This is a genomic window from Polaribacter sp. BM10, from assembly GCF_002005425.1.
In the GTDB taxonomy this organism is placed as follows: Bacteria; Bacteroidota; Bacteroidia; order Flavobacteriales; family Flavobacteriaceae; genus Polaribacter; species Polaribacter marinaquae.
The window spans coordinates 2210034-2229377 of record NZ_CP019704.1; the positions used below are offsets into that span (position 1 = coordinate 2210034).

The 19344-nt window shown below is 32.6% G+C and carries 12 protein-coding genes; 3 read left to right on the forward strand and 9 right to left on the reverse strand.

Translation table 11 applies throughout. The annotated features are described in order from the left end of the window. Positions 1-117 precede the first annotated feature (117 nt). Positions 118-1434: a xylose isomerase gene (gene xylA / locus BXQ17_RS09800; RefSeq protein ID WP_077810471.1), complete on the forward strand. Its 1317-nt coding sequence runs from the start codon at positions 118-120 to the stop codon at positions 1432-1434. A 10-nt stretch (positions 1435-1444) separates the two neighbouring features. Continuing rightward, on the forward strand, positions 1445-2863 hold the full coding sequence (xylE, locus tag BXQ17_RS09805; RefSeq protein WP_077810472.1) for a D-xylose transporter XylE: 1419 nt from the start codon (positions 1445-1447) through the stop codon (positions 2861-2863). 63 nt (positions 2864-2926) lie between these two features. Here xylE and BXQ17_RS09810 read toward each other — a convergent pair whose 3' ends face one another. Beyond that, positions 2927-4648, reverse strand: coding sequence for a sulfatase (locus BXQ17_RS09810; RefSeq protein WP_077810473.1), 1722 nt, complete (start codon positions 4646-4648; stop codon positions 2927-2929). Positions 4649-4827: 179 nt separating this feature from the next. Between BXQ17_RS09810 and BXQ17_RS09815 the strand changes: the two genes are divergently transcribed. Beyond that, entirely contained in the window at positions 4828-5706 is an 879-nt protein-coding gene (locus BXQ17_RS09815) for a hypothetical protein (protein ID WP_077810474.1), read from the forward strand. Here the strand turns inward: BXQ17_RS09815 and BXQ17_RS09820 are convergent. The 8 genes from BXQ17_RS09820 to BXQ17_RS09855 all read right to left on the reverse strand — a co-directional run bounded on the left by BXQ17_RS09820 (position 5703) and on the right by BXQ17_RS09855 (position 19296). Further along, positions 5703-7334 (reverse strand): sulfatase, encoded by a 1632-nt coding sequence (locus BXQ17_RS09820; protein ID WP_077810475.1) that lies wholly within the window; start codon positions 7332-7334, stop codon positions 5703-5705. The two genes, BXQ17_RS09815 and BXQ17_RS09820, sit on opposite strands and share 4 nt — an antisense overlap. Further along, positions 7291-8235: a T9SS type A sorting domain-containing protein gene (locus tag BXQ17_RS09825; RefSeq protein ID WP_077810476.1), complete on the reverse strand. Its 945-nt coding sequence runs from the start codon at positions 8233-8235 to the stop codon at positions 7291-7293. Before BXQ17_RS09825 ends, BXQ17_RS09820 begins: the two co-directional genes overlap by 44 nt. Before the next feature lie 65 nt (positions 8236-8300). Beyond that, a complete protein-coding gene (locus BXQ17_RS09830; RefSeq protein WP_077810477.1) occupies positions 8301-11168 on the reverse strand; it encodes an alpha-L-rhamnosidase in 2868 nt (955 codons plus the stop codon). A gap of 24 nt (positions 11169-11192) precedes the next feature. Then, positions 11193-13778, reverse strand: coding sequence for a T9SS type A sorting domain-containing protein (locus BXQ17_RS09835; RefSeq protein WP_149025895.1), 2586 nt, complete (start codon positions 13776-13778; stop codon positions 11193-11195). A 63-nt stretch (positions 13779-13841) separates the two neighbouring features. Continuing rightward, positions 13842-14894 carry an L-rhamnose/proton symporter RhaT gene (gene rhaT, locus BXQ17_RS09840; RefSeq protein ID WP_077810479.1) on the reverse strand — a complete coding sequence of 351 codons (1053 nt, stop codon included), beginning with the start codon at positions 14892-14894 and terminating at the stop codon, positions 13842-13844. Positions 14895-14994: 100 nt separating this feature from the next. Next, the gene (locus BXQ17_RS09845; protein WP_254712363.1) at positions 14995-16290 is read right to left on the reverse strand and encodes a sulfatase; all 1296 of its coding nucleotides are present in this window, start codon (positions 16288-16290) and stop codon (positions 14995-14997) included. A gap of 143 nt (positions 16291-16433) precedes the next feature. After that, positions 16434-17846 carry an L-fucose/L-arabinose isomerase family protein gene (locus tag BXQ17_RS09850; protein WP_077810481.1) on the reverse strand — a complete coding sequence of 471 codons (1413 nt, stop codon included), beginning with the start codon at positions 17844-17846 and terminating at the stop codon, positions 16434-16436. A gap of 13 nt (positions 17847-17859) precedes the next feature. Next, complete coding sequence (locus tag BXQ17_RS09855) at positions 17860-19296, reverse strand: sulfatase (RefSeq protein WP_077810482.1); 1437 nt, start codon at positions 19294-19296, stop codon at positions 17860-17862. Positions 19297-19344 lie beyond the last annotated feature (48 nt).

Below are 19344 nucleotides of genomic sequence, written 5' to 3' on the forward strand. Positions count from 1 at the left end.
AAAAGGTCGGGCTTTACGTTTCAATCTTTTTATTCGTTCCTCAAAAAAGGATTTCCACTGCAATCCCTAACGCAAAATCAGTACAGATAACAATAACACAATTAAATATTTATCAAAATGGCAAATAAAGAATATTTTAAAGGAATTGATAAAATTCAATTCGAAGGTAAAGAATCAGACAATCCATTAGCATTTAAATACTACAATCCAGAACAAGTTATTGCTGGTAAAAAAATGAAAGATTGGTTCAAGTTTTCTATTGCCTATTGGCACACCTTCTGTGGTCAGGGTTCAGATCCTTTTGGCCCAGGTACACAAAGTTTTGAGTGGGACAAAGCTTCAGACCCAATACAAGCAGCTAAAGACAAAGCAGATGCAGCTTTCGAATTTATTCATAAAATGGGCTTCGAATATTTTTGTTTTCATGATTACGATTTAGTACAAGAAGGCGCAACGTTTGCAGAATCTGAAAAACGATTAGATACAATTACAGATTACATTAAAGGAAAACAAGCAGAAACAGGCGTAAAATTATTATGGGGAACAGCAAACTGTTTTTCAAATCCACGTTATATGAATGGAGCTTCTACTAACCCAGATTTTAATGTTGTTGCAAGAGCTGGCGGACAAGTAAAATTGGCTTTAGATGCAACGATTAAATTAGGTGGTGAGAACTACGTTTTTTGGGGAGGAAGAGAAGGTTATATGTCTTTGTTAAACACAGATATGGGTCGTGAATTAGATCACATGGCGCAGTTTTTAACCATGGCAAAAGATTATGCAAGAGCGCAAGGTTTTAAAGGTACTTTCTTTATAGAACCAAAACCTATGGAACCTATGAAACATCAATATGATTTTGATTCTGCTACCGCTATTGGATTCTTAAAAGAATATGGTTTAGACAAAGATTTTAAAATGAATATTGAGGTAAATCATGCAACTTTAGCTCAGCATACAATGCAACATGAGTTAGCAGTTGCTGCCAAAGCAGGCATGTTAGGTAGTATAGATGCCAACAGAGGAGATTACCAAAATGGTTGGGATACAGATCAATTTCCAAACAATATACAAGAAACTACAGAAGCTATGTTAGTTTTCTTAGAAGCTGGTGGTTTACAAGGTGGTGGTGTTAATTTTGATGCAAAAATCAGAAGAAATTCTACAGATTTAGAAGATGTTTTCTTAGCACATATTGGTGGAGCAGACACGTTTGCAAGAGCCTTAATTACTGCTGATAAAATTATGACTTCTTCTGCTTACAATTCTTTAAGAGAAAAAAGATACAGTTCTTTTGACTCTGGAAATGGTGCTGCTTTTGAAGCCGGTAAATTAGAATTAAAAGACTTGTATAAAATTGCCCAAGAAAATGGAGAACTTCCTTTAACAAGCGGTAAACAAGAACTTTTTGAGAATATTATCAATCAATATATCTAAAATTTAAACTATGAGTTCATCAAATAATTCTAAATACTTATTAAAATTAACTTTAGTCGCAACCTTAGGAGGTCTTTTATTTGGATACGACACTGGTGTTATTTCTGGAACCGTGGGTTCTTTAGAAACCTTTTTTGTGACTCCTAAAGGATTGCCAGAAGCTGCTGCCAATGCTTTTAAAGGTTTTTTAGTAGCTAGTGCATTAATAGGTTGTATAATTGGCGGACTATTTGGTGGACTTATTAGCAAGAAATTAGGCCGTAAAAAAGGGTTAATTCTTGCTGCAGTTCTTTTCTTAATTTCAGCATTAGGTTCTGCTATGCCAGAAATGTTAATAGCACCTATTGGTGAGTTAGACCATACCTTTTCTACCATATTTATTATGTACAGAATTATAGGTGGTATTGGTGTTGGTTTAGCATCTATGTTATCTCCTTTATATATTGCAGAAATTGCACCTGCAAATAGTAGAGGAAGATTGGTGTCTTTTAATCAACTTGCCATTGTTGGTGGTTTTATGGTGGTTTATTTTGTAAACTACTTTATTTCTAGAGGTGGTGGTTCTGATGCTTGGTTAAATGAAGTTGGTTGGAGATGGATGTTTGCATCAGAAGTGATCCCTGCAGGGTTATTCTTAGGTTTATTATTCTTTGTGCCAGATACACCTCGTTCTTTAATGTTAAAAAACAAACCAGAAGAAGCTTTAGATGTTTTAATTAGAGTTAATGGAGAACAAGAAGGTAAAAGAGTACTATCTGAAATAGAAAACTCTGTGACAGAAACTTCTGGAAAACTATTATCTTATGGTTGGGCAGTAATAATAATAGGTGTTCTTCTTTCTGTTTTTCAACAATTTGTAGGAATTAATGTAGTGTTATATTATGCTCCAGAAATTTTTAAATCTATAGACCCAGATACTGATGGGGCCTTATTACTTACCATAATTGTAGGAATTGTAAACTTCTTATTTACAATTATCGCTGTAAAAACGGTAGATAAAAAAGGTAGAAAACCATTAATGTTAATTGGTGCTTTAGGTATGGCAGTGGCCATGTTAGCTCTAGGATTTGTATTTTTCTCTGGCGCAACAGGTTATTTAGCGCTTGGATGTATGATGTTATATGTTGCTAGTTTTGCCCTTAGTTGGGGACCAGTTACTTGGGTTCTATTATCAGAAATATTTCCAAATAAAATTAGAGGAAAAGCAATGGCAATTGCTGTTGCAGCGCAATGGGTATCTAATTATTTAGTGTCTTTAACTTTCCCGATGATGAATGATAACACTGCACTTACTGAACAATTTAATCACGGTTTTGCATATTGGGTATATGGTCTTATGTCTTTAATAGCCATGTGGTTTGTTTGGAAATATATTCCAGAAACAAAAGGAAAAACGTTAGAAGAAATGGAAAGTATTTGGAAGAAGTAAAACAACTGTTGTGCATTTAATAAATTCTATAAATGCACAACAGTTGTTTTTAATTCCTCTTATTTATTTTAAATCTGCAATGTTAACTTGAATAGATTTACTAGGCACATAACCAATTCTATGGGCTTTCACTAATAAATTTTCTTTAGATTCTATACTTATACTAAAAGGCTTAGAATACACACTCCAACTCTTCGCTTTTGGGTTTGTTTTATAACCTATTGATGCTCCTTCTGTATCGCAACTAATTTTTACTTTATTATTTTCAAACTGAACAACTGGATCCGCAGTAATTGGTTTTGTTTTTTTACCATTCCATAGTTTAGTTACCAATTCTTTTTCCGGTAAGTTTGGAATGTCTTTAATTTCTGATAACCATCTGTCCATTTCATTAGATAGCTCTATCAGTTTTTCTTTGTATTTTTGATTCTCTGCTAAATTGTTCAGCTCAAAAGGGTCATTTAAACAATCAAATAACTCTTCTTGGGGTTTAGATTCTCTAAACCATTGCATTTGATTTTCATTTAATTTACCTTCATTATTTAAGATTAACAGGTTTTCCATTGTTGGTATTTTTTCTCTGTAAGTAATAGGAAGATAATACGCTTGCTCTGGCCTGTAATTTCTTATATATTTAAATTGCTTGTCTTTTACCGCTCTAATTGCATCAGTAAAACCATCAAAACGATCTGCAGCTGCATGAATATAATTTCGTTCTTTTTCTTTAAAATTTCCCAAAAACGCTTGTCCTTGCATGTATTCTTTTGGCTCTTGGTTTGTTAAAGAAAGTAAAGTAGGTGCAAAATCTACAAAACTTAACAATTGCCCATCTTTGATTCCTGCATTTTTTTTATCAGGAAAACGAATAATCATTGGTGTTTTTAAACCAGAATCGTAAATCAGTCTTTTTTCTCTTGGCATTGGTCCGCCATGGTCTCCATAAAAGAAAATAATCGTATTGTCTAATAATCCATCTTCTTCTAATTGTTTTAAAACAGCACCAACTTGTTTGTCCATTTCTGCAATATTATTGTACAATTTCCATAAATCTCTTTGAGAAACTTCATTGTCTTGCAAATAAGGTGGTATTTTAAATTTAGTATTTTTTGATACATGCACAGGAGTTTCAGCCTCTGTCATTCTGTTTTTAGCATGCGATTTCCCAAAACCTTTCCATTTATAAGTTCTATCACCCGCATAATAATATCTAGTTTCTATTTCTCTAAAACCATAAGGTTCAAACAAACCAGATTCGTGAGTTTCAGTAAAATTAAACACCGCAAAAAACGGTTGATCTTTGCCTCTATTTCTCCAATGTGCGTAAGGACTACTTTCATCCCAAGCTGTAACTGGTGGTTTAAATTGGTAATCTGTTTTGTAATTATTAGAACAATAATAGCCTTGTTTACGAAGTAGTTCGCTTATCATTTTTACTTCTGCTGGCGGAACAGCGCCGTATTTAGGAATACCAATTACATCATTATAAGAAGTTGTTCGCATATGATTTGCGCCAATACTAGAAGGATACATACCTGTTGCAATTGCAGCTCTACTAGGTGCACAAACACCAGAAGTTGAATATAAATTCGGATAAACGACACCTTCTTTAGCTAATCTACTTAAGTGCGGAGTAACGATTGTAGAATCTCCAAAAGATGGTATATAATGCCCCATATCTTCTGTTACCAACCAAAGAATATTGGGTGGTTTATTTGCAATTTTTTCTTGTTTACAACTAGTTATAAAGAAAACTGTAATTAGAATTAAAAAAATATACTGTTTCATATTCTATAGGTTTATTGTATTATGTTCTTTTGCAAATTAGTTATTAAGTAATTCTTATGTATCTTGTAGTGTACCGATTGTTAAGTTATTATTTATAGAAACATCTTCTATGACAGGATACTACAGGGTATTTATATGATAAGATGATATTATTTTTAAACATCTAAATAAACAATACGATGAAAAAAAATGTTTTAATTGCATTTTCAATATTATTTTCTTTCTACCAAATTACAGCGCAAACCATCAATCCTCCAAAAGGAAGAATTGCTATAGTTGCTGATGGAAATTCTCCTGATCCTGATGATTTAGGTGGAACCGCCATAACAATTGCTTTATTAAAATCTGCTGGTTTAGAAGATAGATTGGTACATTATTCTCATAGTTGTGATTTGGTTAGAGATGATCGTATTTCTGAAAAAGCAGAAAAAGAACGTCATCATTTAATGCAAATAGCTTGTGATATGACAGCAAGACGTTGGACAGGTTTTGAACACTTAACCTTTTTTGATGCTATTTGGCAAAAACAAGAAACTATTAACGATTTAGCATGGGCAATAAATGCGTCTACAAAAAATGATCCGTTATGGATTATTGAAGCTGGCGAACCAGATATTTTAGGTCTTGCTTTGCAAAAAATACCTAAAGAAAAACACAAATTTGTAAAAGTAATTACGCATCATCCTGCAAATGATAATGCTGGTGATTTTTATACATGGAAACAAATTTTAGATTTTGGAATTGAAGAAGTAAGAATTCCTGATCAAAATATAAAATTAAAAGTACCTATTGCACAATGGAATTGGGCTAAAAACCATTCTGATTCGCGTATTCAATTAATTTGGACACTTGGTAAATTGGCAGAAGTAGATGATGTTGTTCGATTTCAAAAAGGAAAATGGGATTGCTCTGATGCTGGAATGATTTTATATTGGATTACTGGAGCCAACAAAAATAATGGTTTAGAACAAGGAACTATTGATGATGTAAAAAAAATATTATTAGATTTTATTGCAAAAAACCCTGAACCTAAAAGAGGTCCTAAAAAGAAAAATTAATCATTTGTAATTTTACTTTTCCACCAATTTGCATTGGGTTTAAAATCTTTAGAAAGTATTTCTAATCTATTTTTTTCTAAGGATTTTAATTTATGGTTGATCATATTAAAATCTCTTTTTGCGTCTTTTATACTGTCGTATTCTGTGTCTTTTTTAGGAAATTTAGCGTCGACTTCGTGTAACCAATTCATTAATTTATTATGAAGTTGCTTTGCCAATTTTGGGTGTTTTGCAACTACATTCAATTCATCTTTTTCAGTTGATGGCAACTTAAATAATTCTTGACGGTTATCTTCCCAATAATAAATCAATTTCCAACCATTTTGCTGAATGATAGATGATGGTTCTCCTCCTTGATTACCATAATGTGGATAGTGCCAAAATAATGGTCTATCGGTATTGATTTCTTTTCCTTCTAAAATAGGTTTTAAGCTAATACCATCTATATGCTGTTTTGGTTTTAAAGCAATACCTGCTAAATCTAAAAAAGTTGGATAAAAATCAGTATGAATTACTGGGAAATTTGTTTCTGTAACTTTACTTTTTAACCAAGGAACTTTTATGAAAAAAGGTTCTCTAATTCCACCTTCCCATTGGTAGCCTTTTCCGCCTCTTAAAGGTAAATTACTTGTAGAAAAATTATCTCCAGAAGCCACACCACCATTATCAGAAGTAAAAACAACAATGGTATTTTTATCTAGACCATTATCTTTTAGAGTTTTTAAAACTATACCCACAGCAGCATCCATAGTTGCTACCAAACCACCATAAATAGGATTGTCTTGCACTTTACGAATTGGTAAAACACGTTCCATTTTATAACCAGATTTAGCAATGCCTAAACTATCTGCTTTATCTCTGTATTTTTTCCATTTTGCTTCTGTAGTCTGGATAGGTGCATGCACAGCATAGAAAGATAAAAAAGCAAAAAAAGTAGAATCTTTATATTGTTGGATAAACTTAGAAGTTTCTTTTGCTAAACGTATCGTAAGATTTTCACCTTTTTGTTTGTTTTCTAGTTTCGGGTTTTGCCAAGGACTAAAAAAACCACCTGCAGGACCTCCTCTATGAAAACCTCCTTTATTAATTTCAAAACCATGATCTTCTGGATACGAACCTTTGTTACCTAAGTGCCATTTACCAGCAAAAAAAGTTTTGTAACCTTTGCTTTTTAAAATTTCTGCAATAGTAATATCGTCTTTTGGTAAATTCTGAACATAATTTGCTGGCAATAATTTATCATACCTTTTTCTACTGCGCCAATCTGTACCGGTTTTTGCGCCAATCCAATCTGTAATTCCATGACGTGCAGTAAATTTACCAGTCATTATACTGGCTCTAGAAGGGCTACAAACTCTACTTGCTGCATAACCTTGTGTAAAAATTACACTTTGATTTGCAAGTTGATCTACATTTGGTGTTTCGTAAAATTGACTTCCTGTAACGCTTAGATCATGATAACCTAAATCATCAACAAGAATAAATAGAATGTTTGGTTTTTTGTGTTTTTGTTTTTCTTCTTTGCTACAGCTAAAAAGAAGAGTTATACATAGTAGAAAAACGTAAACCTGAGCTTTTATCAACTTAAATTTTAATAATTTTTTTTGTGAAACTATTATTTTTATCATCGTTAGAAATAAAGTAAACACCACTATTTAAATCACTCATATCAATAATTTCTGAAGATTTTTTTGTTTCTATTTTTTTAATGATAGCTCCAAAAATATTAGAAATTGTAAGTTTTGAATTGTTTGGAATATTTTTTATCTCTATTTTTCCTTTAGTTGGGTTTGGGTAAATTTTTAATTCTTTTTTTTTAACATCTTTGGTAGATAATGATGCATTATAACACGTAGATTCAGGATTGTTTAAATTAAAAGCAGTTGTACTAGAAACACTATTTCTATGTAACACCATTTTATCAATAAATAAATAAGAAGATCTAGCATCTATAGTAATTGTATACTCTTTAGCCTCATTAAAAGTGACAAAAACTCGATGAGAATCTCCATCATTGGTATTAGTTACAAAACCATAATCTAAACGATTACCAAATGCTTTAATAAAATTCTCTGTAGAACTTCCTTCTGCACAATGTAAATCTGCACTAGAATTACAATATGGTTTTGGATAAACTTTGGCACCGTTTTTTATTCCATAAAAATCTTCTCCGTCTATCTTTAACCAAGCATCATTATGCTCTCCTTTACTAGTTCCTTTACCAACTCTCATTCTCCATGCAAATCTGTATGTACCAGGATTATTAATTTTTATTTTATAAACAATTGGCGCGCCAGAAAGTGCATTAAAAGACTCATTACCTGTCCAATGTAAATAGGTTACTTCTTCTCCTTCAAATGTTTCTGTTGCTATTTTCCATCTGTCATCGTTTAGTATTCCAGATTCCATTTCTATTGTTAACAAACCATCTTTTTCTTCAAAGGGTAATGTACCATCGCAAATAGCTGTTTGTGCAAACAATTGAATTGAAACGAATGATAAGGTAAAAAGTAAAAAAAAATTCTTCATAATTCTTCTGTATAAAGTCAAAAATAAGTTTTGCTTATTTTAAAAGCATCCTGTTGTATAATGCTTTACTTTGATGATTTTTGATATTTTATTTTATAGGTTCCAGAACCTAAAAGTATATTTGTTGTATCTGCTATGACAATTTGATTTTTATCTTTAAAAGCATCAAAAGATGTATCATTTATTTTTAAAGATTCAAACTCTTTTTTATCTAAAATAATTTTAGCTTCAGTATTAAAAGGCACTTCCAAATTCATTGTTAATAAACCACCTTCAGAAGTCCAATTATTTTTGATACTTCCAAACGGAGTTGGCACAGATACTTGTGTACTTGAAATTTGACCTGAAAATTCTGGATTTACGATAAATTGTTTAAATCCTGCTTTTTCTGTTGATGATTGAATACCACCTAAAGACTCGTAAAAATACGCAGCAAAACCACTGTGCATTGGATGGTTTAAAGAGTTTGATGGTCCTTCCATTTCTTCCCAAATAAACTGACGCTCTGGCCATGTTGTGAAACCTGAATTCATTACATAAGTTTGACTTGGAAAATCTGGTGTTGTTAAAATTTGATACGCTAAATCTGCTTTTCCGTATTTAGACAACACTGTATAAATGTATCTGTTACCATGAATACCTGTAGAGTGATGACCTCCTTTTACCTCAACAATATTGTGCACTAAACCATTTACAACAGTTTCTATTTCTGATGCTGGAACCATATTAAATTGTAAAGCTTGTACAGTTGCTGTCTGACTTTGATACCATTTGTGTTTTGTGTTTGGAATATCAACTAAAAACTGTTGATTGAAGGCTTTTAACAACGCTTCTTTTTCTTTTTTCATTTTCGTTTCATAAACAGCATCATTATTCATTTTTGCAAATTTCTCCATAATTCCTAAAACATCATAAAAATAGGCATTTGCAGAAATAATAGGATCACATTCCATTGCACTTGGATTTTTTCTTCTATCCCAAAGTGGCGGACACCAATCTCCCATTCCATCTTGCATAATTCCGTTTTCTCCTTTAAAGTTCAGGTAAAAATCGGTCAATCCTTTCATTGGTTCATAATAGTCTTTTACGATTTCATCATCACCGTAAAACTTATAATTATACCAAGGCAAATACATGGTTGCAACACCCCAATCTATTTTTGCATACGTAGAAGTTCTTTTACCTGGTGCAATCATTGTTGGCACTTGAAACTTTAATTCAGGATTGTTATGTCCTTTTGTTGGTCGCATTTGTGTTTTAATGTCTTCCATGTATTTTTTATAAAAATCATACATATCATAATTGTATAAAGCATATTCACAAAATGCGTGTGCATCACCTAACCAACCACATTTTTCTCTATGAGGACAATCTTCTGGAATTCCGTGAACGTTGTCTACAATTGTCCATTTACTAATGTCATGCATTTTGTTTAGCAGTGCATCAGAAGACGAAAAACTACCTGTTTCTTGAATATCTGTAGCTACCAAAACTGCCTTAATCATATCTGCATCTGGCTTTCTAGAAATTCCTTTAATTTTGGCATATCTAAATCCGTGATAACTAAATTTTGGTTCCCAAGATTCTAAATCATTTCCTTTACAAATGTATTTGTAAACTTGTGTCATTCCATTTGCGCCACCACCTGTAGAGCCTTTAAAAATATCCTTTCCGTTTGTTAAAAGTGCTTCTGTAGTAATAATATCTATCAGTTGTCCTTTTTTTTCTTCTACATTAATTTTTACCCAACCAGCAATGTTTTGTCCAAAATCTACAATCCATTCTCCATCTGTACCTTTAAAAACCCTTGTAGGTGATAACTCTTTTAGTTTTTTAATGGCAGGCATTTGTTGTGCACTAATTGTTCTTAATTTGGGTGATGCAATTTTTGCATTTCCCCAAGTAGTATCATTAAAACCAACAGAAGTCCAATTCCCTAATTCGAAATTGGCATCGTAAGTATCTCCTCCATAAATATTATTAAAGACTATAGGACCTGTAGCTTCTTTCCACTGTTCATCCGTATAAAAATCTGATGACGTGCCATCAGTATATTGCAGTTTTACCAAACATTTTACGGTTGGCGGGCCATAAGCCATATCTTTTTCTGATTCTGGATCTCTTTTCCAAGAAATATTTTGACCATAAAAACCATTTCCTAAAATAATTCCGAATGCATTTTTACCCGATTTTAAAGCTGATGTAATATCATAATTTACATAATACGCCTGTTTATTATAATTAGAAGGTGCAGGATCTAAAACGTGATCACCAACCTTTTCTCCATTTAAAAACAACTCGTAATATCCTAATCCGCAGATATACACTTGGGCATTTTCTATTTTTTTATCAATCTTAAGTTCGTTTCTAAAATAACTAGCAGCAAATCCGTTTACTTTTTTAGCAGGCTGATTTTTCATTTTACCTGTTTTATAATCTCTAAACTGATAAGCAGAAGTTCTGGTATCTTTATTTAAGGTAATCCATTTGGAGTCTCCCCAGTTTTTGTTATCCATCAAACCCATTTCAAACTCCTGAACAGCAGACCAATTTGATGCAGTTCCTTTTTCATCCCAAATCTTTACTTTCCAAAAATAATGCTGCAACGCTTTTAAAGGCTTTCCTTGGTATTTTACAAACGTTGATTTATCACTTATTACTTTATCAGAATTCCAAACATTAGCATCATTTTCATTCAAATTTTCTTCGGATGTAGCTACTAAGATATGATAAGCAGATTGTGATTTATTATTACCTTCTGCATCAACAGTCCAAGAAAATAAAGGCTGTTTACTTTCTATTGTTGATGGATTTTGTTGTGTATTAACCAATAACTTGTCAAAAACAATAGAACTAGAAGTTGACGGTTTATTGCACGAAACACAAATAAAGACTAAGAATATAATTGATAATAGCTTTTGATTTTTTATCATTTGGTAAATCTTATTTTATTGATTTTAGTAAAGTAATTTTACAAAAGCATTATTGATTTTTAAAATATAAATACCCTTTGCGTAAGCAGAAATATCAATAGTATTTCCTTTTCCTTCCATCATTTTTTTTCCAGTGATGGAGAATACTTTCCAACTTTGAAGAGTTTGATTTTTTATTTGAAACACCCCATTGTTACTTGGATTTGGAAATACAGTAATCTTTTGTAAACTATTTTTATCAACAGATAATTGACCATTAGAAAAAATTGCTTTGATATTTAGATCTGATGTTACTGTAATTGCTAACGGATTATCTGTACTTGTAATATCTCCTTCCCAACCTTCAAACGTCCAACCTTCATTGGCAACAGCAATTAAACTCAATTCTTGTCCATTCAGTGCAGTACCACTGCCATAATTTAATAGACCTTGACCTTCTTTGCTAAGCGTTATTGAATGCGTCATTAAATTATTTGGAATAAATTCTATCTTATCAAAAACAATACTTCCAGAACTGAAATTATTATAAAATTTAAATTCATTGATTGTACCTGTCCATAATCCCCAATTTGTTAAATCAAAATCTAAAGTATGCCATTGGTTATCATTAGGCACTGTTTCTTTTTTTCTTCCAGATACAAAACTTGAACCTGGGGCATTTGGTGCCATTTGCAAATCTGGTTTATCTGTACTATTTTTAACTACAATTCTTAAAGTACTATACAAATTCGCATTGATGTTAACATCTGTTACGGCTAACATTGGCCAAGAAACGTTAGAAGAGAAATCTATAGTTAATTTATCGTTCTCTGTATTGATTGTCATACCATTTTTTACAGCAGACCAAGCAGAAAAATCATCTGTAGTAGACCAAACATAGGTTGCTGGAGTAATGGCTTCTAGAAAATTAGCTTCTGGTCTAAATTCGAATTTTTCAAAAGCAAAAGAACCTATTTCAGTAGAAATATTAACTTCAGATCCAGATTTTCCATCATTTCTTGCTTTAGTAGTAATGGTTTTCCATTCTGTAAAAACAGAAGGATTTGGATTTTCATAATTTTGATAAGCTGTATAACCTGCCTCTGTTAAAGTACGGTCTGGATCTCCTTTAGAATCAAAACCACTCATTACGTAGTTTGCATTATCAATTAAAAAATTCTGAAGTTTATTATGCTCTTTTCCATAAGCCTTACTTCTGTAGTATAATGTTGTGCTTACAGGTAAATCTGTTGTAAATGCTACCTCAACAGTTTCAGCATTCCTATAATTAATAGAATTGCTATTGTAATTATAGATTAATACATCATACTCATCTTTTGTATCGTTTTTAGCAAAAATGGCATCCAACTCGTTTGTTGATGTATTAGGGTTTCCTGAAATACTGGTTTCATAACGAACTAAATCTATCATTGTATTTAATTCTTTTATAGCATCAGGATCTTCACTACCTGTTCTATTTCCCCATCTATAAATAAATTCTAAACCTTTGTCTTTATTTTTATAAAAGGTATTCGAAAAAATCAACTCTACGATTTCTCTATGCGAAGTTTCGCAAGTAATATAACCTTTACCATCTGCACCCTTCATAGTTGTAACAGTAGAATACTCCATAATATCTATTGTTGTTTCAGGATTCCATTTAGGGTTATTAATTAATGGTTCAAAATTTTTGGTGTATTTTCCATTTATATCTCTAAGAGCACTATTATCTATAATAATGTAATCTGATAATCCCCAAAAATCACATTTTATATTATTGGCATCGTTATACTCTATAAGATCATCTATAAAGGAAGCATAAGGCTCTCCTTTATAGTTTAAAATAGTTCCGTTTTTATATAAAAACCCAGGATTTCTAGTATGCAATCCAACCTTAGCATTAGGTAAAATAGCTCTTACTGCACTTTCTGTATTTGCAAAATGTTCTATAAAATCTTGTTTGGTACCAAACCAATGATCTGGTGTTTCAATTTCTGAACCTACTCTAAAACGCCAAGACAACACTTTTTCTTCTCCATAGGTTTCTACCAGTTTTGTCATCAACGCTTTTATAAAATCGTGATAGGCTTGTTTATCTGCAGGAGGCAAAGAATTTCCATAAATGGATATTCTTTCATCTTCACGAAAGTTGATATTATCTCTTGTACCTTTTGGAATAAAAGTATACCCATGCTGAAAAGCCCAAGGTGGTTGATCTAAAGCGATTTGTAAAATTTCGGTTTGCGAGTTTACAACCTTATTAAGTCTTTCTATTAAAGGATCCCATCTATACACATATTTATTATTGATAGAATCGTATAAACAAGGATCAAAATCTAAATCTTTTGCATTCTCGCCATTTACTTTTTTATTAATTCCTCCAATCATCCTAACAATATTCATTTTAAGTCCTGTACGAATATTAGAACCACTTTTTGGACTTATTCTATTTGCTGTATTCCAAACATTGTGAATAGGAAGTTTTTTATCGTTTTCACTTGTAAAATCAGTAGATAATTTTACTTGAGCTTGCGTAAAGGCTACAAAAGTAAAACTCAGTAAAATAAGGAGATTATGCTTTAAAAACTTTTGGTTTTTCATCATTACATTTATGGGTATTAAACTTCTCAAAACTAACCGTTTAAAATTTTGATCATATCCTGTAGTCTCCTGATGTATTATGATTACTTATTTTTATATAGAATTTCCAATACCCACCAAAACAACGGATAAAATAATCACAACAATTCCTGATGTTATGGTCCATTTTGTTTTTTTGGTAACACCTTGCCATTCTTTGCGATAAATTCCCCATAGATTGGCAGTTAAAATAATCGTAGACATATGTAAAATCCAAGAACTTGCTCCATTTCCTAATTTACTTTCTCCCATTCCGTAAAAGAAGAATTGTAAAAACCAGATGATACCTGCTAATGCAGAGAATAAAATATTATTACGGATTGGTGTACTTTTATTTGTGAAATCTTTATACGATTTATTTCTGATACTCAAAATGCTAGTCCAAACTAAATTCGTGGCTAAACCACCCCAAAGAATCACCACAAAAGTTACATTATTAGCAAACAAGTGTTCATATCCTGCTGCAACAGCAGCATCTGCTAAAGGTTTTCCTGCTTCTATACCAAAGCTAAAAAAAGAACTTAAAATCCCAGATAAGATTGCAACAATTAATCCTTTTACCAAATTAAATTCTGAAACACTCTTTTTCTTTTCTTCTTCTGATAATTCCTTTTCTTTTAGCATTCCTGCTTTTCCAGAAAGCGCAATCCCTAAAAGGCAAACCAAAACTCCGAGTAAAACAACTTGTCCGCCAGTAGAAGAGATCATTTCTGTAAACGAAGTTTTACCTTCTTGAGGATTAAAATTATAATAAACAGAAGGTACAACAGCACCAAAAGCAGCGCAAAAACCTAAAACTACGGAGTTTCCTAAAGACATTCCTAAATAACGTACTCCTAAGCCATAAGACAAACCACCTATACCCCAAAGTAATCCCATTAAAAAGGTAATTCCTAAAATTGTATTGGAGCTTGATGCAATAATTTCTACAAAACCTGGCACTGTTACATAAGCTGCAATTGGTGGTACAATTAGCCATGACATGATACCACCAACCATCCAATAGGTTTCCCAAGACCAACCTTTTACTTTGTTGTATGGCATGTAAAAACTACCTGCTGCTACACCTCCTAAAGAATGAAATAATACTCCTAAAATTGCTTGCATAATTTTATTTTAAGTTTGTTAATGTATAATTTTACTGCATACTAAGTTGATTTGTATCCTGTACTATGCCGAAATATTATTTTATTAAAATAAAGGGAATTTATTGATGTGAAACCTTATTGATGTACACAGGGTTTTTAGTCTTTGGAATTGGTGCATCAGTATCTTTCCACCATTTTTTCAATATTTTTAATAACTCCTCTTTCTTTTCTGGATTTGTATCTATAAGATTATTTTTTTCTCCAACATCTTCAGATAAATTATACAATTCCATATCGTTATCTTCAAAATAATAATGAAGTTTCCAATCTCCTTTCCTTACTACAGAACCAGGGCGTGTTCTAAATAAAGAATCTCTGTTTTCGTTATCATTTTCATTATAGGCTTGTAAATAAATAGGAAAATGCCAAAACAAAGGGCGCTCCAAATCATTAGTTTCTTCTTGCAAAATTGTTGCTATATTATTTCCATCCAAAGATAAATTAGTAGCATCTACTTTAGCATAATTTAGTATTGTTGGAAAAATATCTAAATTTGTTATTGCGACTTCACTCTTCGTATTTTTTTTTATTTTACCATTTAAAACAAAGAAAAAAGGCTCTCTAATACCACCTTCATAATAACTTCCTTTTCCGGCTCGTAATGGTTTTTGTTTGGTTATACCATATAAACCACCATTATCTGAAGTAAAAACAATCAAGGTATTATCAAAAAGATGTTTTTCTTTTAGTTTATTTATAAGTAACCCTATGTTTCTATCTAGGTTATCAACCATAGACCCATATTCTGGATTTCCCTGACCATTCCATGGTGCCTTTTTTTCATATTTAGGCAAAATACTATCCACTGGCATTATAGGTACATGAACGGCATAAGGCGAATAATTAAGATAAAATGGTTTTTGTACAGTATCTATAAATTGTATCGCTTTTTCCATTATAGCATCCGTTAGATATTTATCAGAACCGCCTTCAATTGTTACATTTTTATAAGGCGGGTAATAACTTTTTGGCAACCCATTGTGCCCCCCTCCAATATTTACATCAAATCCATATTCTAAAGGATTATCGCTTAAATGCCACTTTCCTGCCTGACAGGTCACATATCCATTCTCACGCAGTACCTTTGGTAAAATAGTATGTTTTTTGGAGAGTGTATGTGTGTTTTTTGTTGGAATCAATTTTCTGTGTTCAGATTTCCCACGTGTTGAAGGACTAACCGTGTAAATCCCATGACGTGGTGTCCATTGCCCAGTCATTAAACACGCTCTGCTAGGTGCACAGTTTGAAGCTGATGCATAACCATTTGTAAAGACCATACCTAAGCTCGATAAATAGTCTATGTTTGGTGTTTCATAATATTCACTTCCCATAAACCCTACATCTTTCCAACCCATATCATCAACGTTTATGATAATTATGTTTGGAACTGAAGATTCTTGTTTGTTAGCACAAGCTTGACTTAATAGTACTATTAAGATTAATCGTATAATTTTTATCATTTGAAAATGATTTTGAATAAAAGTTATTTTTAAATTAATTAACAAATCCGAACCACACGTAAATTTAATATATTTCCTAGTTTCTCAATTTTATTGGCAATATGCCCTACACCAATAACGCAATGATGCGATGGTCCTTGTTTGGACCATTCGTTCATAAAAGTACGAGCGCCTATTGAAAAACGGTAACGACTGTTTGTATTTCCTATTTGCAAAACTGGACCTTCTACAGATGCGCCTTCTGCTACTAATAAAAATACATCATCTTTTCCTTCTACTACAGATAATAAAGTTACAGGTCCATGTTTTACTGTCATTTGAATAGACAACCCTTTCCCTGGTTTTCCGTGATAAACAGGCAAAGGCACTAATTGAACATTACCTTCTGCTATGGCAAAATGTGCAGGACCATCGTGACCCAACATCACAATATCATCATTAAAATCCATCGCATAAAACTCAGAAAAGGAACCTCCAACACCAAAGGCGTCCATAATTTTCATAGCTTGCGCATTCTTTACCTCATATTCTCCTGCAACAGGTACGTTTTTCCCTGTTAATAAAGTATTTCCTGCAATAACGGAGGTTACAATATTTTCATACTCGTTGCCATTTTCACCTTCATAATAATAGGCTAACGAACCTAAATCGTGATTTTTTACTAATTTATCTAAAGCTATTGATGTTTTTGCTGCGCGAACCAATTCGTCATTCTCACAGGTATCAAGCACTTCAAACGTCCTTTTAAATTCATTTAACTTATCATCAACCTCAGCATCGGTAACAGCATCTCTGTATTTTTTTACTTCACACATTTCTACAATTTCTATGTGTGTGCCAAAGGCAGCGGATTGTTTGGTTAAATCGGAATATACATCTAACATTCCTGCATAATAATGTCCTAAAACTCCGAGTCTGTTATTTTGCATTATGGATGCGACTTTTGTGGCATCTATCCAATCTTGAATATCATCCCAAACAACTTGCTCTCCTAAATACCCTGTAACAAACTCATACTTTATTCCTGCACGATTAAATACATTGGCAAATTCTGGAACTGAACAAGCTTGACAATGCGCCAACCATTCTCCTGTCATTTTTCCGCGATCGCCCAACGCATTAAAGCTTTCGTAATCTATGGCTGCAACGGGTTGTATGTTTAATATGATTATTGGGCATTTTACCTTTTGTACTACAGGTAATACTGTTGATGACAAGGCATACGTTGAGATGTATAAAAACAAGATATCTACGTCTTCTTTTTTTAGTACCTCTGCTTTTTCTCTAGCAACAACAGGAGAATCTACCAAACCAACATTGACAACCTCTGCACCAAACTCTACCATTTTGGTGGCAATTTGTTGTTGGTAGCCTTCCAAACGTTCTAGCAGTCCTTCAAATTGTGGCCAATAGGTATCTAAACCAATACCAAATAATCCTACTTTTATCATTATTTTTTTATTTTTATTTTAGTTTTAACCTAGTACTTAACTTCACTTTTAACTCTTTAACTAATTCTGGGTATTCTTCAGCGATATTCTTAGTTTCCTTTTCTGTTGTTGTGTGATTATATAATTCTACAAATCCATCCTGATGTAATGTCATTCTATGCGTTGAAGTTCTGATGGTTGAAGCATTATTGTTGTAAGATATAGCATAGTGACCTGTAGCATTCGGGTTTACTAATATTTCTTTTAGAGACGTACCATGAACATACTCAGGAGTTTCAATTTCTGCTAAATCACATAACGTCGGAAAAATATCGACTGTTTCTACAATAGCATCTGTATTCGCCCCTTCATTTTTCATTCCTGGATAATGAATTATTAAAGGAGCATGTAACGATTCCTCAAACAAACTATGTTTTCCCCAAATCGCATGTTCTCCTAAGTGCCAACCATGGTCTCCCCAAAGTACAACAATGGTGTTTTTATCTGCTCCTGTTTTTTTTAATGCTGCAAGAATTTTACCTACTTGGGCATCTGCATAACTTACACATGCAGCATAATGACGACGCACATCATTCGCAAAATCAACATCTTTATTAGGGTTTTTACCCCAACGATTGTATTTCATAAATTCACCAGATCCATGCCATGTTGTTCTTCCTTTTGGTTTTTGAGGGTGTTTTATTTCAGGGAGGTCAACACCAGCATACCTATCATAATATGTTTTTGGTGCACCAAAAGGCAAGTGTGGTTTAATAATTCCAACAGCAAGAAAAAATGGATTTTCTTTATTACTGGCAAGTGCTCCTAGTTGTTTCACGGCTTCATCTGTAATTGCTCCATCTGGATAACTATTGTCGTCGCCTTCTACTGTCTGAAAAACAGCCATATCAGCTGATTTTACTCGAATCTGGCCATTAGCCAATCCATGCATCATCCCTCGTGGGTGTTGCCATTCCGCAACTGGCATCAAATGCTTATCCCACGCATTAGGCATTTCTACTTTTATGCTATCATTCCAATTTTTTCCTCCTCTACCTCCAGGGTGATGAGATACTTTTCCAACCGAAACCGTTGTATAGCCATATGTTCTGAACCACTCTGGAATACTCTTATCTACTTTTAGATTACCTTGTTTTATTTTTTTTGCTCTACTAAAAAGTGCATTGTTTCCTGCTGGCCCATACTGCCCTGTTAATAAAGTATATCGAGATGGACCACAACTTGGTGAGTTTACAAAATGCTTTTGGAATTTAATTCCTTTTTCCGCTAAAGCATCAATATTTGGAGAGTTAATATATTCAGCTCCAAAACTCTTTAACTCCGGACGAAGGTCATCTACACAAATAAGCAGCACATTTGGCTTTTGAACAATTTGTTGTTTTTGACAACTCGTCAACAAGAAAAAAAATAACGTAACAAAAAAAATAAGATCTAATTTTTTAACAATCATTATTCTATTTTTTATGGTTTTCAACAGTCTTTTAAAAAATTATAGTTT